The organism is Rhodococcus sp. 06-1460-1B (assembly GCF_002258475.1).
GTDB classification, from domain to species: domain Bacteria; phylum Actinomycetota; class Actinomycetes; order Mycobacteriales; family Mycobacteriaceae; genus Rhodococcoides; species Rhodococcoides fascians.
Window position 1 is genome coordinate 13,751 of record NZ_NOYS01000006.1, and the last position, 15,805, is coordinate 29,555.

Genomic DNA, 15,805 nt, shown 5'->3' on the forward strand with positions numbered 1-15,805 from the left:
GGATTCACTACAGGCTCTTCAGCAGCCTCACGTCGTCGTCGATTCCCTCGGCCGGAGTTTCGAGGATCACCGGTGCATCGGCGGCGAGCGCGACGGCCGTCAGAATGTCCGCGTCGATGGTTCCGGTGCCCAGGTTCGCGTGCCGGTCGCGGGCAGAGTCGAACTCGTCGCGTGAATTGTTCAGATGCACCAGGTCGATTCGTCCGGTGATGGCCTTGATGCGATCGACCACGTCGATCAGGTCTTCGCCGCCGGCCCACGCATGGCAGGTGTCGAGACAGAAACCGGCACCGAACTCCCCGATGGCGTCCCACAACCGCGCGATGTCGTCGAAGCGCCTCGCCATCGCCGAGTCACCGCCGGCAGTGTTCTCGACGAAGATCGGTACGCCGAAACCACCCTGCTCGGCCTGACGCTCGAACAGCTTGCGCCAGTTGTCGATTCCCTTGGCGGTGTCCTCGCCCTCCCGGACGTGACCGCCGTGCACCACCAAACCGATGGCACCGATCTCGGCAGCTGCTGCGGCCTGTTCGACGACCGCCTTGCGGGACGGGATTCGGATGCGATTGTTCAGGCTCGCCACGTTCAGAACATAGGACGAGTGCACCACCACATCGACGTCTCCGGTCAACAGAGCCTCACCTTGGGGGTGCGGGGTGAGCTTGTTCCACTTCTGCGGATCCGTCAGAAACATCTGGACCAGGTCGACGCCGAGCGTCTCGGCCGTGCCCAGAGGGTCGCTGCTGTCGCGGACATGTGCTCCGATGCGCATGACGCCCATCATAGGGGTCGAGTTCAGGGTCTCCCCTGATAGCGACCGGGCCCGAACACTGAAACACTGGCACCCATGAGCGACATTGCCGCACGTGCGGTCGACGTATCGAAGGTCTACGGTTCTGGCGACACCCAGGTGCACGCACTGTCCGGGGTGAACGTCGAGTTCGCCCGCGGAGAATTCACCGCGATCATGGGCCCGTCCGGCTCGGGCAAATCCACACTGATGCATTGCCTGGCCGGGTTGGACACCGCGTCCTCGGGCACGGTCACGATCGGCGACACCGAGCTGACGGCGCTGTCCGACAAGGAGATGACCGGGTTACGAAGGGACCGAATCGGTTTCGTGTTCCAGGCCTTCAATCTGGTGCCCACCCTGACCGCACTCGAGAACATCACTCTGCCGCTCGACATCGCCGGACGCACCCCGGATCAGGGCTGGCTCGATACCGTCGTCGACCGACTGGGACTGCGCGACCGCCTGGGCCATCGCCCGAGCGAACTCTCGGGTGGGCAGCAACAGCGCGTGGCGTGCGCTCGTGCACTGGCCGGTCGACCCGACATCGTGTTCGGCGACGAGCCGACGGGCAACCTGGACTCTCGTTCGTCCGGTGAGGTGCTGTCGATTCTGCGCACGGCCGCAGACGAATTCGATCAGACCGTCGTCATCGTCACCCACGACCCACGAGCGGCCAGTTACGCCGACCGCGTCGTGTTCCTGGCCGACGGAGCTGTCATCGATCAACTGGCGTCGCCCACCGCCGACGCCGTCCTCGAGCGCATGAAGAAGCTGGAAACGGTCCACTGATGTCGCACTCGGTCGCCAAGAAATCGAATCCCGACAAGGCCCCGACGCGGGCCGCGTCGGGCAACCCCATGCGTAAGGTGTCGCTGCGAAACCTTGCCGCCCACAAGGTTCGGCTGGCACTGACAGTTCTGTCCGTCGTACTCGGAACCGCTTTCGTCGCAGGCTCGTTCGTCTTCACCGACACGCTGCAGCGCACGTTCTCGTCACTGTTCGCCGACACCGCACAGGGAGCCGACGTTCGAGTCGCCCCCGAGGATGCGCGATCGAGCGGAGTACCCAACGAGGACATCGCCGCCATCTCGGCGCTTCCCGGCGTGCGTGCTGTCTCTCCGTATGCAGGAGGACAACTCGTTCTGCTGGGTAAAGACGGTGCCGCAGTGCAATCCGGCGGAGCACCGACGATCGGCGAGTCCTACCTGCCGGACGAGCAGCGGCTCGGCGATCCGGCGACATTCGTCTCCGGCTCGGCCCCCACCGCGCCCGGCCAGGTCGCGATCAACGCAGGTGGCGCCGATCGAGCGGGCCTGAAGGTGGGCGACGCGACCCAGGTACTCGTGCCGTCCAAGGGGATCACCGACATCACGATCTCCGGAATCTATTCCACTGCAACAGAATCCGGTGGTTTCATCGGGATTCAGTTTGTGCAGAGCCAGGCGAACGAGTTGTTCACCGACGGTGCGCACGTGCAGTACATCGACGTCGCGGGCAACGATCTCGCCGCACAGGGCAAGACGCAGAGCGACCTCAGGGACGAGATCGCCGCCGCGTTCCCGGATCTGAAAGTGCAGACCGCTGCCGACGTCCAGGCCGAAACCAAGGCCGAGGTCGAGTCGGCACTGTCGTTCATCACGTACTTCCTGCTCGCGTTCGGTGCCATTGCACTGCTCGTCGGCACGTTCATCATCTACAACACGTTCTCGATGATCGTCGCTCAGCGGGTACGCGAACTGGCGCTGCTTCGCGCCATCGGAGCCAGCCGTGGGCAGGTCAGTCGCTCGGTCGTACTCGAAGCGGTCGTCGTCGGCGTCATAGGAAGTGTGCTGGGGTTCGCCGGCGGCGTGGGACTTGCGTACGGATTGCGCGCTCTGCTCAATGCCTTCGACCTCGGGTTGCCGTCGGGCCCACTCGCCCTCGAACCACGCACCGTCGTCGTCGCCTTCGCGGTGGGCATCATCGTCACCGTCCTCAGCGCCTACGCACCGGCGCGGCGAGCCGCCAAGATTCCACCGGTGGCCGCAATGCGCGAGGAATTCGCGTCCGCCGGCGACACCCTGCGAACCCGGACGTTCATCGGCGTCGGACTGGGTATTGCCGGAGCGGCAGCGATAGTCATCGGCGCTCAGTCGACCGGCGGCGCTGCCGCAGCAACCGTCGGCGTCGGCGCGGTGGCGGCGATCGTGGCCACGGCCCTGGCCGCACCGTCGTTGTCACGGCCCGTCGTGGGAGCACTCGGGGCCGTCCTCACCCGACCGTTCGGTGCCATCGGCCGCTTGGCCAGAACCAACTCGGTGCGCAATCCGCGCCGCACGGCAGCCACCGCATTCGCGTTGATGCTCGGCCTCATGCTCGTCACCGTCATCGGGGTACTCGGGTCGACGGCGAAGGCGAGTGTCGATTCGCTCGTCGACACCGGCGTCGAAGCCGACTACATCCTGTCCGGTCCACAGTCGATCGGTGTGCCGGCCGGAGCAACGGCAGCCGCACAACAGGTCCGCGGGGTGGAACGCACCGCTGTGCTGCATCCGGTGTTCGTCACGATCGCCGGAGAAGAAGAATTCGGCGCTGCCATCGACGGCTCCCCGGAAGGACTGCTCGACCTGTCCATGGTTCGGGGCACCGCAGACCTCGAGAGCAACGGCTTCTCGGTGTCCGAGACCGAAGCGTCCACCAAGGGCTGGGACATCGGCACCCAGGTCGTGTTCGACTCCGTCGACGGAGCTTCGGTTCCCGTCACCGTCACCGGTGTGTTCACCGACAACCCACTGATCGGCAGTTGGATCGTCTCGGGCGACATCTACGAGAAGGTGACGCCGTCCATCACGCGGTCGGATCTGCTGGTCCTCGTCAAAGCCGCGCCCGGAACCGACCTCGGTACGCTGCGCACCGACCTCGAGGCTGCGACCAAACCGTCCGTGGTGGTGCAGGTACAGGACGTCGAAGAGTTCAAGGGCAGCCAAGGCCAGCAGATCGACACACTGCTCGCGGTGCTGTACGGACTGCTCGCCCTGGCCGTGGTCATCGCAGTGCTGGGCATCGTCAACACCCTCGCCCTGTCGGTCGTCGAACGCCGACGCGAGATCGGCATGCTCAGGGCGATAGGAATGCAGCGACCGCAGGTGCGGCGCATCATCTACCTCGAGTCGCTGCTCATCGCCCTGTTCGGTGCCATCGTCGGCGTCGCCCTCGGCATCGCCTTCGGGTGGGGCTTCGTCCAGACCCTGCGCGACGAGGGCCTGGGTGCCATGACGGTGCCCTGGGGGCAGGTCGTCGCAATGCTTCTCGGGTCCGCGGTGGTCGGAGTGCTGGCTGCTCTGTGGCCTGCCGTTCGGGCCGCGCGCACCAAACCGCTGGAGGCGATAGCCGACCTCTGATCAGGGTCGCCCCGACACCGGGCATTTCGTAACGACACCCGTTCGTTACGAAATGTCCGGTTTTCGGCTTGCGCGGAAAGACGGCCCGCGTCTACTTTAGGGGTGGTAAAACAGTCTTCAAGTAGGTTTGGGTACCGCAAACGAACCTTTACCTCGTGGGTCGGGCTCGTGCAAGGAGAATCATGACGATTCAGGACGCGTACGCGCCGACCCGATCTGTGCCGACGGTATCTGTGTCGAGCCGAGCTGTGTCGACGGGACCTGTACCGGCACGATCCGCGCTCGCCCCGCTGTGTCGTCCCGACGGCCGCGACACGCTGATGGCGCGCTACCGCGAGGTAGCGCACGCCATGCCGGACGCGGCCGCGTTGCACGCGGCAGGGACGTCCCTGACCTTCGACGAGTTGCTGCATCGCGTGTATTCGCAGGCACGCAAGATCGCTGCCCTGCGCCCGTCCGATCACCGGCCCCTCGCCGTCGAGGCGGACGCGTCGGTCGACTCGATCGTGCTGATGCTGGCCGTCATCGCTGCAGGCCACCCATTGGTTCCGCTGGATCCGCAACTCCCCCGCGAGCGCCGCGACCGCATCGTCGAACAGGCCAAGGCCTCGACCCTCGATTCGATGACCGTCGACGCAGCGGTCGATTCCTGCGTACCGCTGCCGACGGTCTCGGGCGGCCACACCGCGGTGATCAACTTCACGTCCGGGTCCACCGGTACGCCCAAAGGCGTCGTACTCAGTCATCGCATGTGCCTGACCAAGGCGTACGAGGTATCGACCGCGCTGGGGTTGGGCACCCACGATCGCGTCGGCGATGCCCTTCCCGTCAGTTTCGGCGCGGGCCTGAACACTCTGTTCGCCGGGCTGCTCAGCGGTGCCACCGTTCACTGCCGTGACCCTCGATCCGGCACGGTCGGCAGCATCGCAGAGTGGGTAGCGGACCACTCGCTGACTACGTTGCACTGCTCGTCGTCGCTACTGCGCGCCGTTGCGGGCCAAGTCACCGTACCCACGCTGCGCGTCGTCACCACCTACGGAGAATCACTGCACGCCGACGACGCCCGCCGCTTCCGCCTGGCTTCCGACAACCGCGCCACACTCGTCAATTGGTACGCGACCACCGAGGCCGGGGCCGTCGCGTTCAGCGAGTACCCCCTCGACCGTGCGCTACCGTCCGGCTTTCTGCCCGCGGGCACACCCGTCGCGGGAAAGCTCGTCGAGGTCGTTGCTGCCGATGGCTCCCCGTGCGAACCCGACGTCATCGGCGAGGTGCGCGTCACGTCGGCGTGCCTGGCCGACGGCTATCTCGAGGATGTCGGCGTGGACTCGGAGAAATTCGCCGCCCTCGGCGACGGCCTGTTCCGCTACCGCACCGGCGACCTGGGCCGGTTCGATCAGGACGGAACATTGCAGCTCGCCGGGCGCATCGACGACGCAGTCAAGGTACGCGGCTACCTCGTCGAACCGGCCGAGGTGGAGGCAGCACTGCGCGCGCTGCCGAACATCGACGATGCCGTGGTGATCGGCAGGAGATCCGGTGCCGATACCGACCTCGTCGCGTACATCTGCTCCGACCGCACCGTCCGGGCGAGCCAGGCCGACATCAGGGCAGCCCTGCGCCGAACCCTGCCGGAATGGATGGTGCCCACCCACATCGTTGCGCTCGACGCCATGCCCCGCAACGAACGCGGCAAGATCGACCGCAGAGCACTGCCCGAGCCGTCCGACCGACGCGTCGAACGCACCGCGGTCGGCCCCACCGAATACATCGTCGCGGAGGCCGCTCGCACTGCACTCGGACTGGACGCCATCGGGCGGGACGAGGATTTCCTCGAACTCGGTGGCAACTCGCTGACCATGACGGCGATGCTCGCCCACTTGCGCGAGAACCTGAAGATCGACCTCGATCCGCAGGACGTGTTCGCGTCGACCACCGTGCGAACGCTGGCGACCACCGTCGACGCTCGGCTTCGCGACACCGCCGCCGCACGTCGGCGCTCGTCCGGTGTCCACGACGTTCTGGTCCCGCTGCGCACCGGGGGTACCGGAGCTCCGATCTTCCTGATCGGTGGTGCCGGTGTGGGCGCGATGGCGTTTCTCGATCTGGTCAAGCACCTCGACGCCGACCGTCCCGTCTATGCCCTGCAGGCACACGGCCGAGGCACACGCGGGCGACCGGACCGGACCATCAGAGCCACTGCGGCACGGTATGTCGACGCGATCCGCACGGTGGCCCCCGACGGCCCGTTCCATCTTGTCGGCCACTCGCTCGGCGGCTGGATCGCCATCGCGATGGCAGAGAAGATCAGAGATTCCGGCGTCGGTACCCCGCATCTGTTACTTCTCGACACCCGGCTGTTCCGTCATCTCCTGGACCGGCTTCCCGGGGGTACGTCTGTCCCGGCAGCGCCGCCCGCACCGACCAGAGAAGACGCCGGCTTCCATCTGGGCCGTGTCGGTACGGCCGCGCTGTGGCTGCGTATGCAATTCGCTGGGCTGCTGCGGTATCCGACGACCATGGAATGGTTGGTGTTCGCCAGCATCGGGTACGTGGCGTTGAACAAGCATGTGCCGACTCCGTGGTCGGGGTCGATGACTGTGGTTCGCACCACCGAGAACGTCAAGGACCTCCGGTCGTGGCGAGCAGTCGCTCACGGCGAGCTGACGTTCGTCGATATCACCGGCCACCACGCGAACATGTTGCGCGGACCGATGGCGAAGGAACTGGCCGACATCATCGACGACACCGTCGACAACGCGCGCTGACTGGGAATATCACCCGCGACGGCCTGTCGCGGTGGCGGCACAGCTTGTACGTTTGTGCCGGACGGCTAATTAGCCGAGCCACCGGCCCGAACCGAGACAGGGAGGTCGACCATGAGCGCATCGTACGAACTGCAGTCGGTGGAACTACACAAGGACGTCTTGCGGTACGTCGATATCGGCGACGGGCCGCCCGTGATTCTCGTCCACGGGCTGCTCGGATCGCACAAGTCCTGGGGCCCGCAGATCGAGCGACTGTCGGACCGGTATCGGGTCATCGCACCCGACCTGTTCGGGCACGGTGACTCCGACAAACCGTCCGGCGACTATTCACTCAGTTCGCACGCGGCCACCATCCGCGACCTGATGGAGTACCTCAACATCGACTCGGCACCACTGGTCGGCCACTCGCTCGGCGGCGGCATCGTCATGCAGATGACGTACCTCTTTCCCGAACGGGTCGATCGCCTCGTGCTGGTCAGCAGCGGCGGGCTCGGCCCGGAGGTCAGCCTGCTACTCAAAGCCGCGACGCTACCCGGCAGCGAACTGGTGCTTCCGATGTTGGCCTCGGATTGGTTCCGCAGGAACACCGAAGGTGTGCTGGCTCGACTGGGCAAGTGGGGGGTTCCGGTAGAGCCCGGCCCCAGCATGGCCGAGACGTGGCGCTCGTTCCGATCGGTCGCAGACCGGTCGACGCGGGAGGCATTTCTGGCGTCGACGCGGGCCGTCGTGGGTCCTCGCGGCCAAACCGTCAGCGCCAAGCAGCATTTCGAGAAGTTCGAGTCCATTCCCTCGCTGCTGATCTGGGGCGGCAAGGACCGCATGATTCCCGCCAAGCATGCGGACAACATCCGACGCGAGGTACCCAACAGTCGCGTCGAGATCTTTCCCGACGCCGGCCACTTCCCGCAGCTCGACGAGCCGGACTTCTTCTTCCGGCTACTGGACGAGTTCTTGGCCGCCAACCACACCGACTCGAGCGACGCGGACCACAGCGCGCCGACGGAGATCACCCCGGCAGCCATGCCGCTGCAGCGCCCGTGAGCGTCATCCCGATGTTCCCGCTCGGCAGCGTGTTGCTGCCGGGCGAACGTCTCCCGTTGCACATCTTCGAGCCTCGATACCAGGCACTGGTACAGGACTGTCTCAAGATGGACGATCCCCGTTTCGGCGTCGTTCTCATTGCCCGGGGGCACGAGGCAGGCGGCGGCGACGTCCGACACGACGTGGCGACGATCGCCCACATCATCGGTCACGAGGCCATCGGAGACGGCAGGTATCTGCTCGAATGCGTCGGCGGTGAGCGGATCCGCATCGACGCGTGGCTCCCGGACGACCCCTACCCACTGGCCGACGTCCGCGCATGGCCCGACGCAGACGTCGATGCCGTCATCGCCGACACGCAATTCGCCGCTACCTGGACCAAGGTCGAGGATCTGTACGAGCTGATCGGTCGGCTCGAATCCTCCGGGGACATCCTGACGCCGGGCGTTCCGGATTTTCTGAGCCTCCCGATTTCGGCCGTCGAGAAGATCTGGTCACTGGCCTCGTTGATCCCGATGGGCCAGTCCGACCGACTCGACATCCTGTCGGCACCGGACGCCCCGTCGCGCTTGAAGGCACTCGACGACGCGATCGAAAACGTCACGGCCGTCGTGCAATTCAGACTTCAGCCCTGACCGGAGCCAGCCCGGCGAACCCAGAAAAGAAATCAGGCCCGGCACCATCGGTGCCGGACCTGATCTTCGTAGTAGCGGGGACAGGATTTGAACCTGCGACCTCTGGGTTATGAGCCCAGCGAGCTACCGAGCTGCTCCACCCCGCGTCGGGTGATACCCACGGTACATGCCGTCGTGGCAGACTCCCAATCGCCAGGTCAACGCTCTACGGTTCTTCTATGCCCACCGAGTCGTCACCCGTCCTGTCTTTTCCACACCAGGCGGTCGCACAGATCACGCTGAGCAACCCTCCGGTGAACGCCTTGACCCAGCCTGCGACGCGACGTCTGCGGGCGATGCTTCGCGAGCTGGCCGACAACTCCTCCGTCCGGGCCGTCGTGCTCACCGGCGACCGGGTGTTCAGTGCCGGTTCGGACATCTCCGAAATGCCCGCGATGCAGGCGGCAGGCGACGTCCTCGAACGCAAGAGCAATGTCGAGAACGCGACCCTCGAATTACTGGCCGACCTACCGCTCCCGACGGTCGCAGCGATCGACGGCTTCGCCCTGGGCGGTGGGCTCGAGATGGCGCTGTGCTGCGATCTCGTCGTCGCCGACGCGGGTGCCCGCCTCGGCTTGCCCGAGATCGATCTGGGGCTCGTCCCCAGCAGTGGCGGGACCATGCGTGCGTTGCGGCGGGTGGGTCAGTCGCGCGCAGCCGAACTGGTGTTGCTCGGCGAGCCCATCTCTGCCGAGACCGCTCTGGAATGGGGTCTGATCAACAGGGTGGCTCCACGCGGTGGGTCCTTGTCGATGGCACTGGACCTGGCACACGTGCTGGCCGCGAAGTCCCGCTCGGCCGTGCACGCGAACAAACGAGCTCTCGCGCTCACGTTCGGGCAGTCACCACACGAACCGGCACGACGCGCACTGCCGGTGTTCGAGGAAGCCTTCGAGTCGGCCGACGGCCGAGAGGGCGTACGGGCCTTCCTCGCCAAGGAATCACCGAACTTTCGATAGCCGGGCCCGCGCGAGAAGTGCTGCACCGGTGACGATCTCCCATCCGATGATGGTGTAGACGGAAATCCGCTCGAACGCTCCACCGCCGAGGATGCCGGTATCGGCGAGAAACAATGCGAAACCGGCCAGCCCCGCGACACCGGCGACCGCGCTGGCCGTCGTGTACCAGCGAGGTGCGCCGACGCGTCCGCCGTACCGGCCTGCAGCCAGGAGCACCAGGTTTCCACCGATGATCGCCATACCCGCGCCCGCTGCATGGGGAGTCGATGCTCCGTCGACCGAAGCATGCGCGAGCCCGACCACGATGCTGCCGACGCCGTGCACGACCGACGTGCCCAGCACGATCCAGCGCGCTCGACCCTCGAACAACACCGACAATCCGAGGCCGGCAAGAACGAACAGCGTGCCGTCGACCACGAAGCCGGTGTTCATCACCGGGTGCCACGGTGAGATGTCCGGAATCCCGAGGTCACTGATGTTGTTGCGCGCGTAGCTGTACGGTCGGTCGGTCCAGCCCAGCGCCGAAATCGCTTCGGCAGCGAGGTAGGTCACCCCGCCGGCAAGAAAGGCTCCAGCGGCCAGGACGGTAGTTCTCTTCACGACTGCAGTATTCACCGCGCTCTACCCGATGGGTCATTCCGCAGGCTCCACTCCCGGCCACCCCGATGCACCGGGCTTGTACCGATTGGTACAGTACCGGCTCATGAGCGATCGCCACGACGTGGTGCCGATACTCGCAGGAGTGTTCCGCGACCACGGGTTCGACGGGTCGTCCCTCGCGGTCATCAGCAGATGCACTGGACTCGGCAAAGGCAGTCTCTACCACTACTTTCCGCGGGGAAAGCAGGAAATGGCCGAGGCAGTCCTCGACGACGTCGAGCTGTGGTTCCACCACAACGTCTTCGAGCCGCTGCGGCACGGAGACGACGCGGCGTCGACGACCCACGACATGTTCGAGCAGACCGCCCGCTATTTTCGGTCCAATCGCCTGGTGTGCCTGTTCGGCGCGTTCACGCTCGGGCTCGAGCGTGCCACCTTCTCCAGCCGTGTCGCCGCGCATTTCACCCAGTGGATCGAGGCACTCACTCCGGTGCTGCAGCGGCTCGGACACGGCGACGCGGCGGCCGAACTGGCCGAAGAGATCGTCGCCGGGATCCAGGGGGCGTTGGTGCTGGCGAGGGCATTCGACGATGCCACACGATTCGACCGGGTGCTGGGCCGACTCGAAGCCTCGGCCGCACGCGTGTCGGCGGGAGTGCACGCATGACACCTGACGACACGACGCCCAAGCCGGCACCCGAGCTGAAGACCTTCGGGATACGAGAGTTGTTGCGACTGATCGTGATCGGGTCGGTGCTGACGTACTTTCAGTTCGTCGCCATCGGCCGCTGGGTTCGTGCGCCGCGGCGCGGCTGGCCGGTTCACGCCTCCAAGGCCGTCGTCGACGCGTTCTTCGTGCTCGGCCCCACCTTCGTCAAGGTGGGGCAACTGATGGGTTCGTCGCCCGGACTGTTTCCCAAGGTCCTCGCCGACACCTGTCTGCGATGCCTGGACGAGGTGCCGCCGTTTCCCGGGTCGCAGGCCCGCGCGGTGATCGAGGCAGACCTGGGCCGGAGCGTCGAGGAGTTGTTCTCCTCGTTCGACGACGTACCTCTCTCGTCTGCCTCGGTCGCCCAGGTACACCTGTGCGTGCGCCGCGACGACGGCCGCGAAGTGGTTATGAAGGTGCAGCGGCGAGGCATCTACCACCGCATGAAGATCGACCTGCGAATCGCGTATCTCATCGCGCGCGGTCTCGAGAAGTTCATTCCGTTCTTCGCCACGGCCAACGCGTCGGCCATCATCGTCGACCTGCACGCCGCGACGTTCGCAGAACTCGACAGCGCAGTGGAAGCCAAGCGCCAGCACAGCTTTCGCAGTGCAATCGGGGCATTCGGCGACAACAAGCACGTCACCGCACCCGAGGTGTTTCTCGACTACTGCGGTGGACGCGTGATCTGCATGGAACGCATGCACGGCTCGCCGCTGGACCGGTACCGGCCCGGTGAGCAATCGGAGCTGATCGTTCGCCGTGCCGCCAAGGTCTGGATGGAGGCCCTGGTACTGCACGGCCTGTTCCACGGCGACGTGCACGCGGGAAACGTCTGGGTGCTCGACGACGGCAGAGTGGCCTTTCTCGACTTCGGCGTCATGGGCGAGGTGGACGAGCAGTGGCGCGCGTTGTTGCTCGACCTCTTCCACGCCACGGTGATCGACGGCGACTTCACCCGCCTCGCCGGTACCGTCAAACGTCTGGGAATCGTTGCTCCGCAGATGGGTTCGGACGCCGAGGTCGGCGCGATTCTGCAGTCGGTGTTCGCGCCGATGCTCTCGACCACCCTCGCCCACTTCAGCCTGGCGGATTTCATCCGGGCGTTGGTCGGCATGGGCAAGCAGTACAAGACGTCCAGTCCCGAGGAACTGATCCTGGTGGCCAAGCAGCTCGGCTACTTCGAGAGGTATGCCATCGAACTCGCACCGAACTGGGCGTTGGGCACCGACCCGTTCGTGTTCAAGAACGTCTTTCCCGCCGAGATCGCAGCGCTGTCCGAGGCACGGGGCATCGAGCTGCCGGAGTGATCCGGCAGCCCGCGCACCCGATCACAGACTGAAGTCGAGTACCACTTTGCCTGCTGCCGTTCGGTTTTCGAGCGAGGCGATCGCTGCTGCCGCGTCGGAGACGGGGAAGACGGACGGCTCGGGAGCCACGAGCGAACTGTCCGCGAGCAGCGGTTCGATCTCGGCCCACTGAGTGGCCAGGTAGCCGGGGCGCGTCATCCACCACGCACCCCACCCGACGCCGACGACATCGACGTTGTTCAACAGCAACCGGTTGACCTTGACGGTCGGGATCTCGCCACCGGTGAAGCCCAGCACCAGGATTCGGCCCGACGGCGCGAGCGAACGGATACTGTCGGTGAATCGGTCACCGCCCACCGGATCGACGACCACGTCGACGCCACGGCCACCGGTCAGCTCCTTGACCGCGTCCTTCCAGCCGTCGACCAGTACGACGTCGGTGGCTCCGGCGGCTCGCGCGATGTCTGCCTTTGCTTCCGAGCTCACCACTGCGATCACCCGTGCTGCCCCGAGCACCGGAGCCATTCGCAGAGCGGAGGTTCCGATCCCGCCCGCCGCGCCGTGCACCAACACCGTCTCGCCCTGCGCCAAGCGGCCGCGCTCGCGCAACGCGAAGTGCACCGTCAGATCGTTGAACAGCAAGCCCGCGCCCGCAGTGAGCGACACGGACTCGGGCAACGCGAACACCGTGTCGGGCGAGACGACGGCGACCTCTGCCATACCGTCACTGAGCCCCGTCAACGCTGCCACGCGGTCTCCGGCCGAGAAGCCGGAATCCGCCGGAGCCGACCGCACGATGCCGGCGATCTCGCTGCCCGGAACGAACGGCAACTCGGGCTTGTACTGGTACAGCCCACGGGTGAGCAACGCGTCGGGGAACGCGACGCCCGCGGCCCTGACCTCGATGACCACCGACCCATCACGCGCGGTGGGTTCGTCGATATCGGCAACGGTCACCGAATCGGGTCCATCGAGACTGGAGATCTGTACCGCGCGCATGAAGTGTCCTCTCGGTCGGGATCGTTCCCTGCCTGCCACGGTACAAAACTGCCGTACTCACCGCCGCTACCGGCATCCACTCCTGGTGATGTGCTCCAATCGAGGGGTGAACACCACTCCCCTCACCGTCGTCTCGCCCGACGGCACCGCCCGCGGCGGCGTCATCGTCATCCAAGAAGCCTTCGGGGTCACCGACCACATCGTCGACGTCTGCAATCGGGTCGCGGCCGCAGGCTGGGTAGCCGTGGCTCCGCATCTGTTCCACCGGCAGGAGGGTGTGAGCGTGCTCGACTACTCGGACATGGATTCCGCCATGGCGGCCATCGGGAAACTCGAGGCGGACGAGGTGGACTCCGACGTGGACGCGGCGGCGAGTGCGCTGGCCGAACTGGGGTTCGAGCCCTCGTCCATCGCGATCGTCGGTTTCTGCATGGGCGGGACCGTGGCCTTCCATACCGCGGTTCGACGGCAACTCGGTGCGGCCGCCACGTTCTACGGTGGCGGAATCACGAAGGGCCGCTTCGGTTATCCCGCGATGGCCTCGGTGGGCGACGCCCTCCAGACACCGTGGCACGGCTTCTTCGGAGATCTGGACGAGGGCATTCCGTTCCAGGACGTCGAGACACTGCGGGAGATCACCGCCACGGCACCGGTCGGCACCGAGATCACCCGATACCCCCACGGCAAGCACGGCTTTCACTGCGACGACCGCCCTGCCGTGTTCGATGCCGCAGCCGCAGGCGACGCGTGGACCAAGACCCTCGAGTGGTTCGACGCGCATGTCGCACGCTGAGCACCCTCGCTCCGACGCCGAACTCGCGGAGGAGACCGAACGCATCGTCGCGTTCTGGACCGAGCTGGCGTTGCCCGGTCTGTTCGACGTCCACACGCACTTCATGCCGAAGAACGTGATGGACAAGGTATGGAGCTACTTCGACAGCGCAGGCCCGCTGACGGGCAGCGTCTGGCCCATCTCGTACCGCTTCGCCGAAGACCGGCGGCTGCAGGTGATTCGAGGGTTCGGCGTGCAGCGATTCACGTCGATGATCTACCCGCACAAACCTGCGATGGCAGCCTGGCTGAACTCCTGGGGTGCCGACTTCGCGGCCCGCACCCCCGATTGCCTGCAGACTGCGACGTTCTATCCCGAGGACGGAGCCACGCAGTACGTCGAGCAGGCGGTGACGAACGGAACCCGAATCTTCAAGTCGCACATCCAGGTCGGGAACTACTCGCCCAACGACCCGCTGCTCGACGGCGTCTGGGGCACCATTTCGGATGCGCAGATTCCGGTGGTCATCCACTGCGGCTCCGGACCGGCACCCGGCTCGTATACCGGCCCCGAGCCGATCGCCGCACTGCTGCAGCGGTTTCCGACGCTACCGCTGATCGTCGCGCACATGGGCATGCCCGAGTACATCGACTTTCTCGATCTGGCCGATCGATACGAGAACGTACGCCTGGACACCACCATGGCCTTCACGGATTTCTCCGAAGCCGCTGCGCCGTTTCCCCGGCACGAGATGCCGCGGCTGCTGGACCTGCAGGATCGCATTCTGTTCGGGAGCGACTTCCCGAACATCCCGTACCCCTACCTGGACGCGCTGCAGGCGGTGAGCCGTCTCGGACTCGGCGACGAGTGGGTTCGCGCCGTGTGCTGGAGCAACGGCGCGGCCCTGTTCGGCTGAGTCCCGTTCGCGGGTCTCAGCCCACCCAGAATTCGGCGATACGCTCGGCGATGGCGGTGCCCTGCGCCCGGCCCGCTGTTGCCGCCGCTGCGCGCACGGCGATGTCGGTGGGGTCGGGTCCGATCGCAGCCGACGAAGCCGCGTCGGGAACGATCACTTCCACCTTCGAGCCGCCCTTGACCAATTTTCCCCGTTCGACCTCGAAGGGGTCGCCTTCCAGGTCGAGTGCACCGACCTTGAGCACCAGCACCTTCTCGAAACCCACCGCCAGATCGGCGTTCTCGCTCGCACGGATACCGCCGTCGACGTAGCGGTGATCGCCGATCGTCACCGGCGGCCACATGCCCGGGATCGCGCAGCTCGCGGCCACGGCGTCGATGAGCTCGACGCCCGATCCCCGGTCCAGTACTCGATGGCGCCCTGTCAGGGCGTCCACGGTGACGATCCGCAGATCACGGTCGGGCCACGAGTGCTTCGTCAGTCGGCGGGCGATGATGGCTCGTCGTTCCCGTTCGCTGATCGTCGATGTCGCCAGAGCTTCGGCACCGATGCGCCTGCGGGTGTCCAGCGCACTGCCGTCCGAGTTCTGGGCTGCTCGGGCCAACATGGTGACGAGCTCGTCGATGGTGGCCTCGGCGTGTGGCTCGTTGTCCTGCTTCGACTCGTCCGCCTGACGCTCGAAGAACTCCGACACCGGGGTGCCGCTCGAGATCTGAGCGGCCACCGAAGAACCGGCCGACGTTCCGAGCAACATCTCGGCGTCGCTGACATCGGCCCCGGCCTCGGCCAGTCCCAGAAGGACGCCTGTCTGCCACGCAATGCCCGCTACACCGCCGCCGCCCAATACGAGCGCTCGTCTGGCCATGGTCGTAACCCCGTTCTTC

General features: G+C 66.0%; 14 protein-coding genes and 1 tRNA gene. 10 read left to right on the forward strand and 5 right to left on the reverse strand.

The genetic code is table 11. The annotated features are described in order from the left end of the window. Nucleotides 1-7: 7 nt before the first annotated feature. Nucleotides 8-772: a deoxyribonuclease IV gene (locus tag CH268_RS01870; protein ID WP_027495204.1), complete on the reverse strand. Its 765-nt coding sequence runs from the start codon at nt 770-772 to the stop codon at nt 8-10. A 75-nt stretch (nt 773-847) separates the two neighbouring features. Between CH268_RS01870 and CH268_RS01875 the strand changes: the two genes are divergently transcribed. From CH268_RS01875 to CH268_RS01895, 5 genes are all read left to right on the forward strand, one after another. Beyond that, nucleotides 848-1,582 carry an ABC transporter ATP-binding protein gene (locus tag CH268_RS01875; protein ID WP_032367760.1) on the forward strand — a complete coding sequence of 245 codons (735 nt, stop codon included), beginning with the start codon at nt 848-850 and terminating at the stop codon, nt 1,580-1,582. 68 nt (nt 1,583-1,650) lie between these two features. Beyond that, entirely contained in the window at nt 1,651-4,173 is a 2,523-nt protein-coding gene (locus CH268_RS01880; RefSeq protein WP_094662435.1) for an ABC transporter permease, read from the forward strand. A gap of 182 nt (nt 4,174-4,355) precedes the next feature. Then, nucleotides 4,356-6,941, forward strand: a complete 2,586-nt coding sequence (locus CH268_RS01885; protein WP_094662226.1) for an alpha/beta fold hydrolase — start codon at nt 4,356-4,358, stop codon at nt 6,939-6,941. 111 nt (nt 6,942-7,052) lie between these two features. Then, complete coding sequence (locus tag CH268_RS01890; protein ID WP_027495200.1) at nt 7,053-7,982, forward strand: alpha/beta fold hydrolase; 930 nt, start codon at nt 7,053-7,055, stop codon at nt 7,980-7,982. Next, nucleotides 7,979-8,617 carry an LON peptidase substrate-binding domain-containing protein gene (locus tag CH268_RS01895; RefSeq protein ID WP_094662228.1) on the forward strand — a complete coding sequence of 213 codons (639 nt, stop codon included), beginning with the start codon at nt 7,979-7,981 and terminating at the stop codon, nt 8,615-8,617. Before CH268_RS01890 ends, CH268_RS01895 begins: the two co-directional genes overlap by 4 nt. Nucleotides 8,618-8,689: 72 nt before the next feature. On the opposite strand, the gene CH268_RS01900 is transcribed toward CH268_RS01895, so the two are convergent. Further along, nucleotides 8,690-8,763 (reverse strand) — tRNA-Met (locus CH268_RS01900). Between the two features lie 72 nt (nt 8,764-8,835). Here CH268_RS01900 and CH268_RS01905 point away from each other — a divergent pair. Next, nucleotides 8,836-9,615 carry an enoyl-CoA hydratase/isomerase family protein gene (locus CH268_RS01905; protein WP_027495198.1) on the forward strand — a complete coding sequence of 260 codons (780 nt, stop codon included), beginning with the start codon at nt 8,836-8,838 and terminating at the stop codon, nt 9,613-9,615. Here the strand turns inward: CH268_RS01905 and CH268_RS01910 are convergent. Further along, nucleotides 9,598-10,215, reverse strand: coding sequence for a DUF998 domain-containing protein (locus tag CH268_RS01910; protein ID WP_176457822.1), 618 nt, complete (start codon nt 10,213-10,215; stop codon nt 9,598-9,600). The two genes, CH268_RS01905 and CH268_RS01910, sit on opposite strands and share 18 nt — an antisense overlap. 103 nt (nt 10,216-10,318) lie before the next feature. Here CH268_RS01910 and CH268_RS01915 point away from each other — a divergent pair, with 103 nt between their 5' ends. Beyond that, entirely contained in the window at nt 10,319-10,882 is a 564-nt protein-coding gene (locus tag CH268_RS01915; RefSeq protein WP_176457823.1) for a TetR/AcrR family transcriptional regulator, read from the forward strand. Continuing rightward, nucleotides 10,879-12,234 carry an ABC1 kinase family protein gene (locus CH268_RS01920; protein WP_094662232.1) on the forward strand — a complete coding sequence of 452 codons (1,356 nt, stop codon included), beginning with the start codon at nt 10,879-10,881 and terminating at the stop codon, nt 12,232-12,234. The genes CH268_RS01915 and CH268_RS01920 overlap by 4 nt, the downstream gene beginning before the upstream one ends. A gap of 21 nt (nt 12,235-12,255) precedes the next feature. Here the strand turns inward: CH268_RS01920 and CH268_RS01925 are convergent, their stop codons facing one another. Then, nucleotides 12,256-13,233 (reverse strand): NADPH:quinone oxidoreductase family protein, encoded by a 978-nt coding sequence (locus tag CH268_RS01925; RefSeq protein WP_094662234.1) that lies wholly within the window; start codon nt 13,231-13,233, stop codon nt 12,256-12,258. Between the two features lie 106 nt (nt 13,234-13,339). Here CH268_RS01925 and CH268_RS01930 point away from each other — a divergent pair, with 106 nt between their 5' ends. Both CH268_RS01930 and CH268_RS01935 read left to right on the forward strand, forming a co-directional pair. After that, the gene (locus tag CH268_RS01930; protein WP_048318810.1) at nt 13,340-14,026 is read left to right on the forward strand and encodes a dienelactone hydrolase family protein; all 687 of its coding nucleotides are present in this window, start codon (nt 13,340-13,342) and stop codon (nt 14,024-14,026) included. Further along, nucleotides 14,013-14,921 (forward strand): amidohydrolase family protein, encoded by a 909-nt coding sequence (locus CH268_RS01935; protein ID WP_094662236.1) that lies wholly within the window; start codon nt 14,013-14,015, stop codon nt 14,919-14,921. Before CH268_RS01930 ends, CH268_RS01935 begins: the two co-directional genes overlap by 14 nt. Before the next feature lie 16 nt (nt 14,922-14,937). On the opposite strand, the gene CH268_RS01940 is transcribed toward CH268_RS01935, so the two are convergent. Then, entirely contained in the window at nt 14,938-15,786 is an 849-nt protein-coding gene (locus tag CH268_RS01940; protein ID WP_094662238.1) for a patatin-like phospholipase family protein, read from the reverse strand. Between the last annotated feature and the right edge of the window lie 19 nt (nt 15,787-15,805).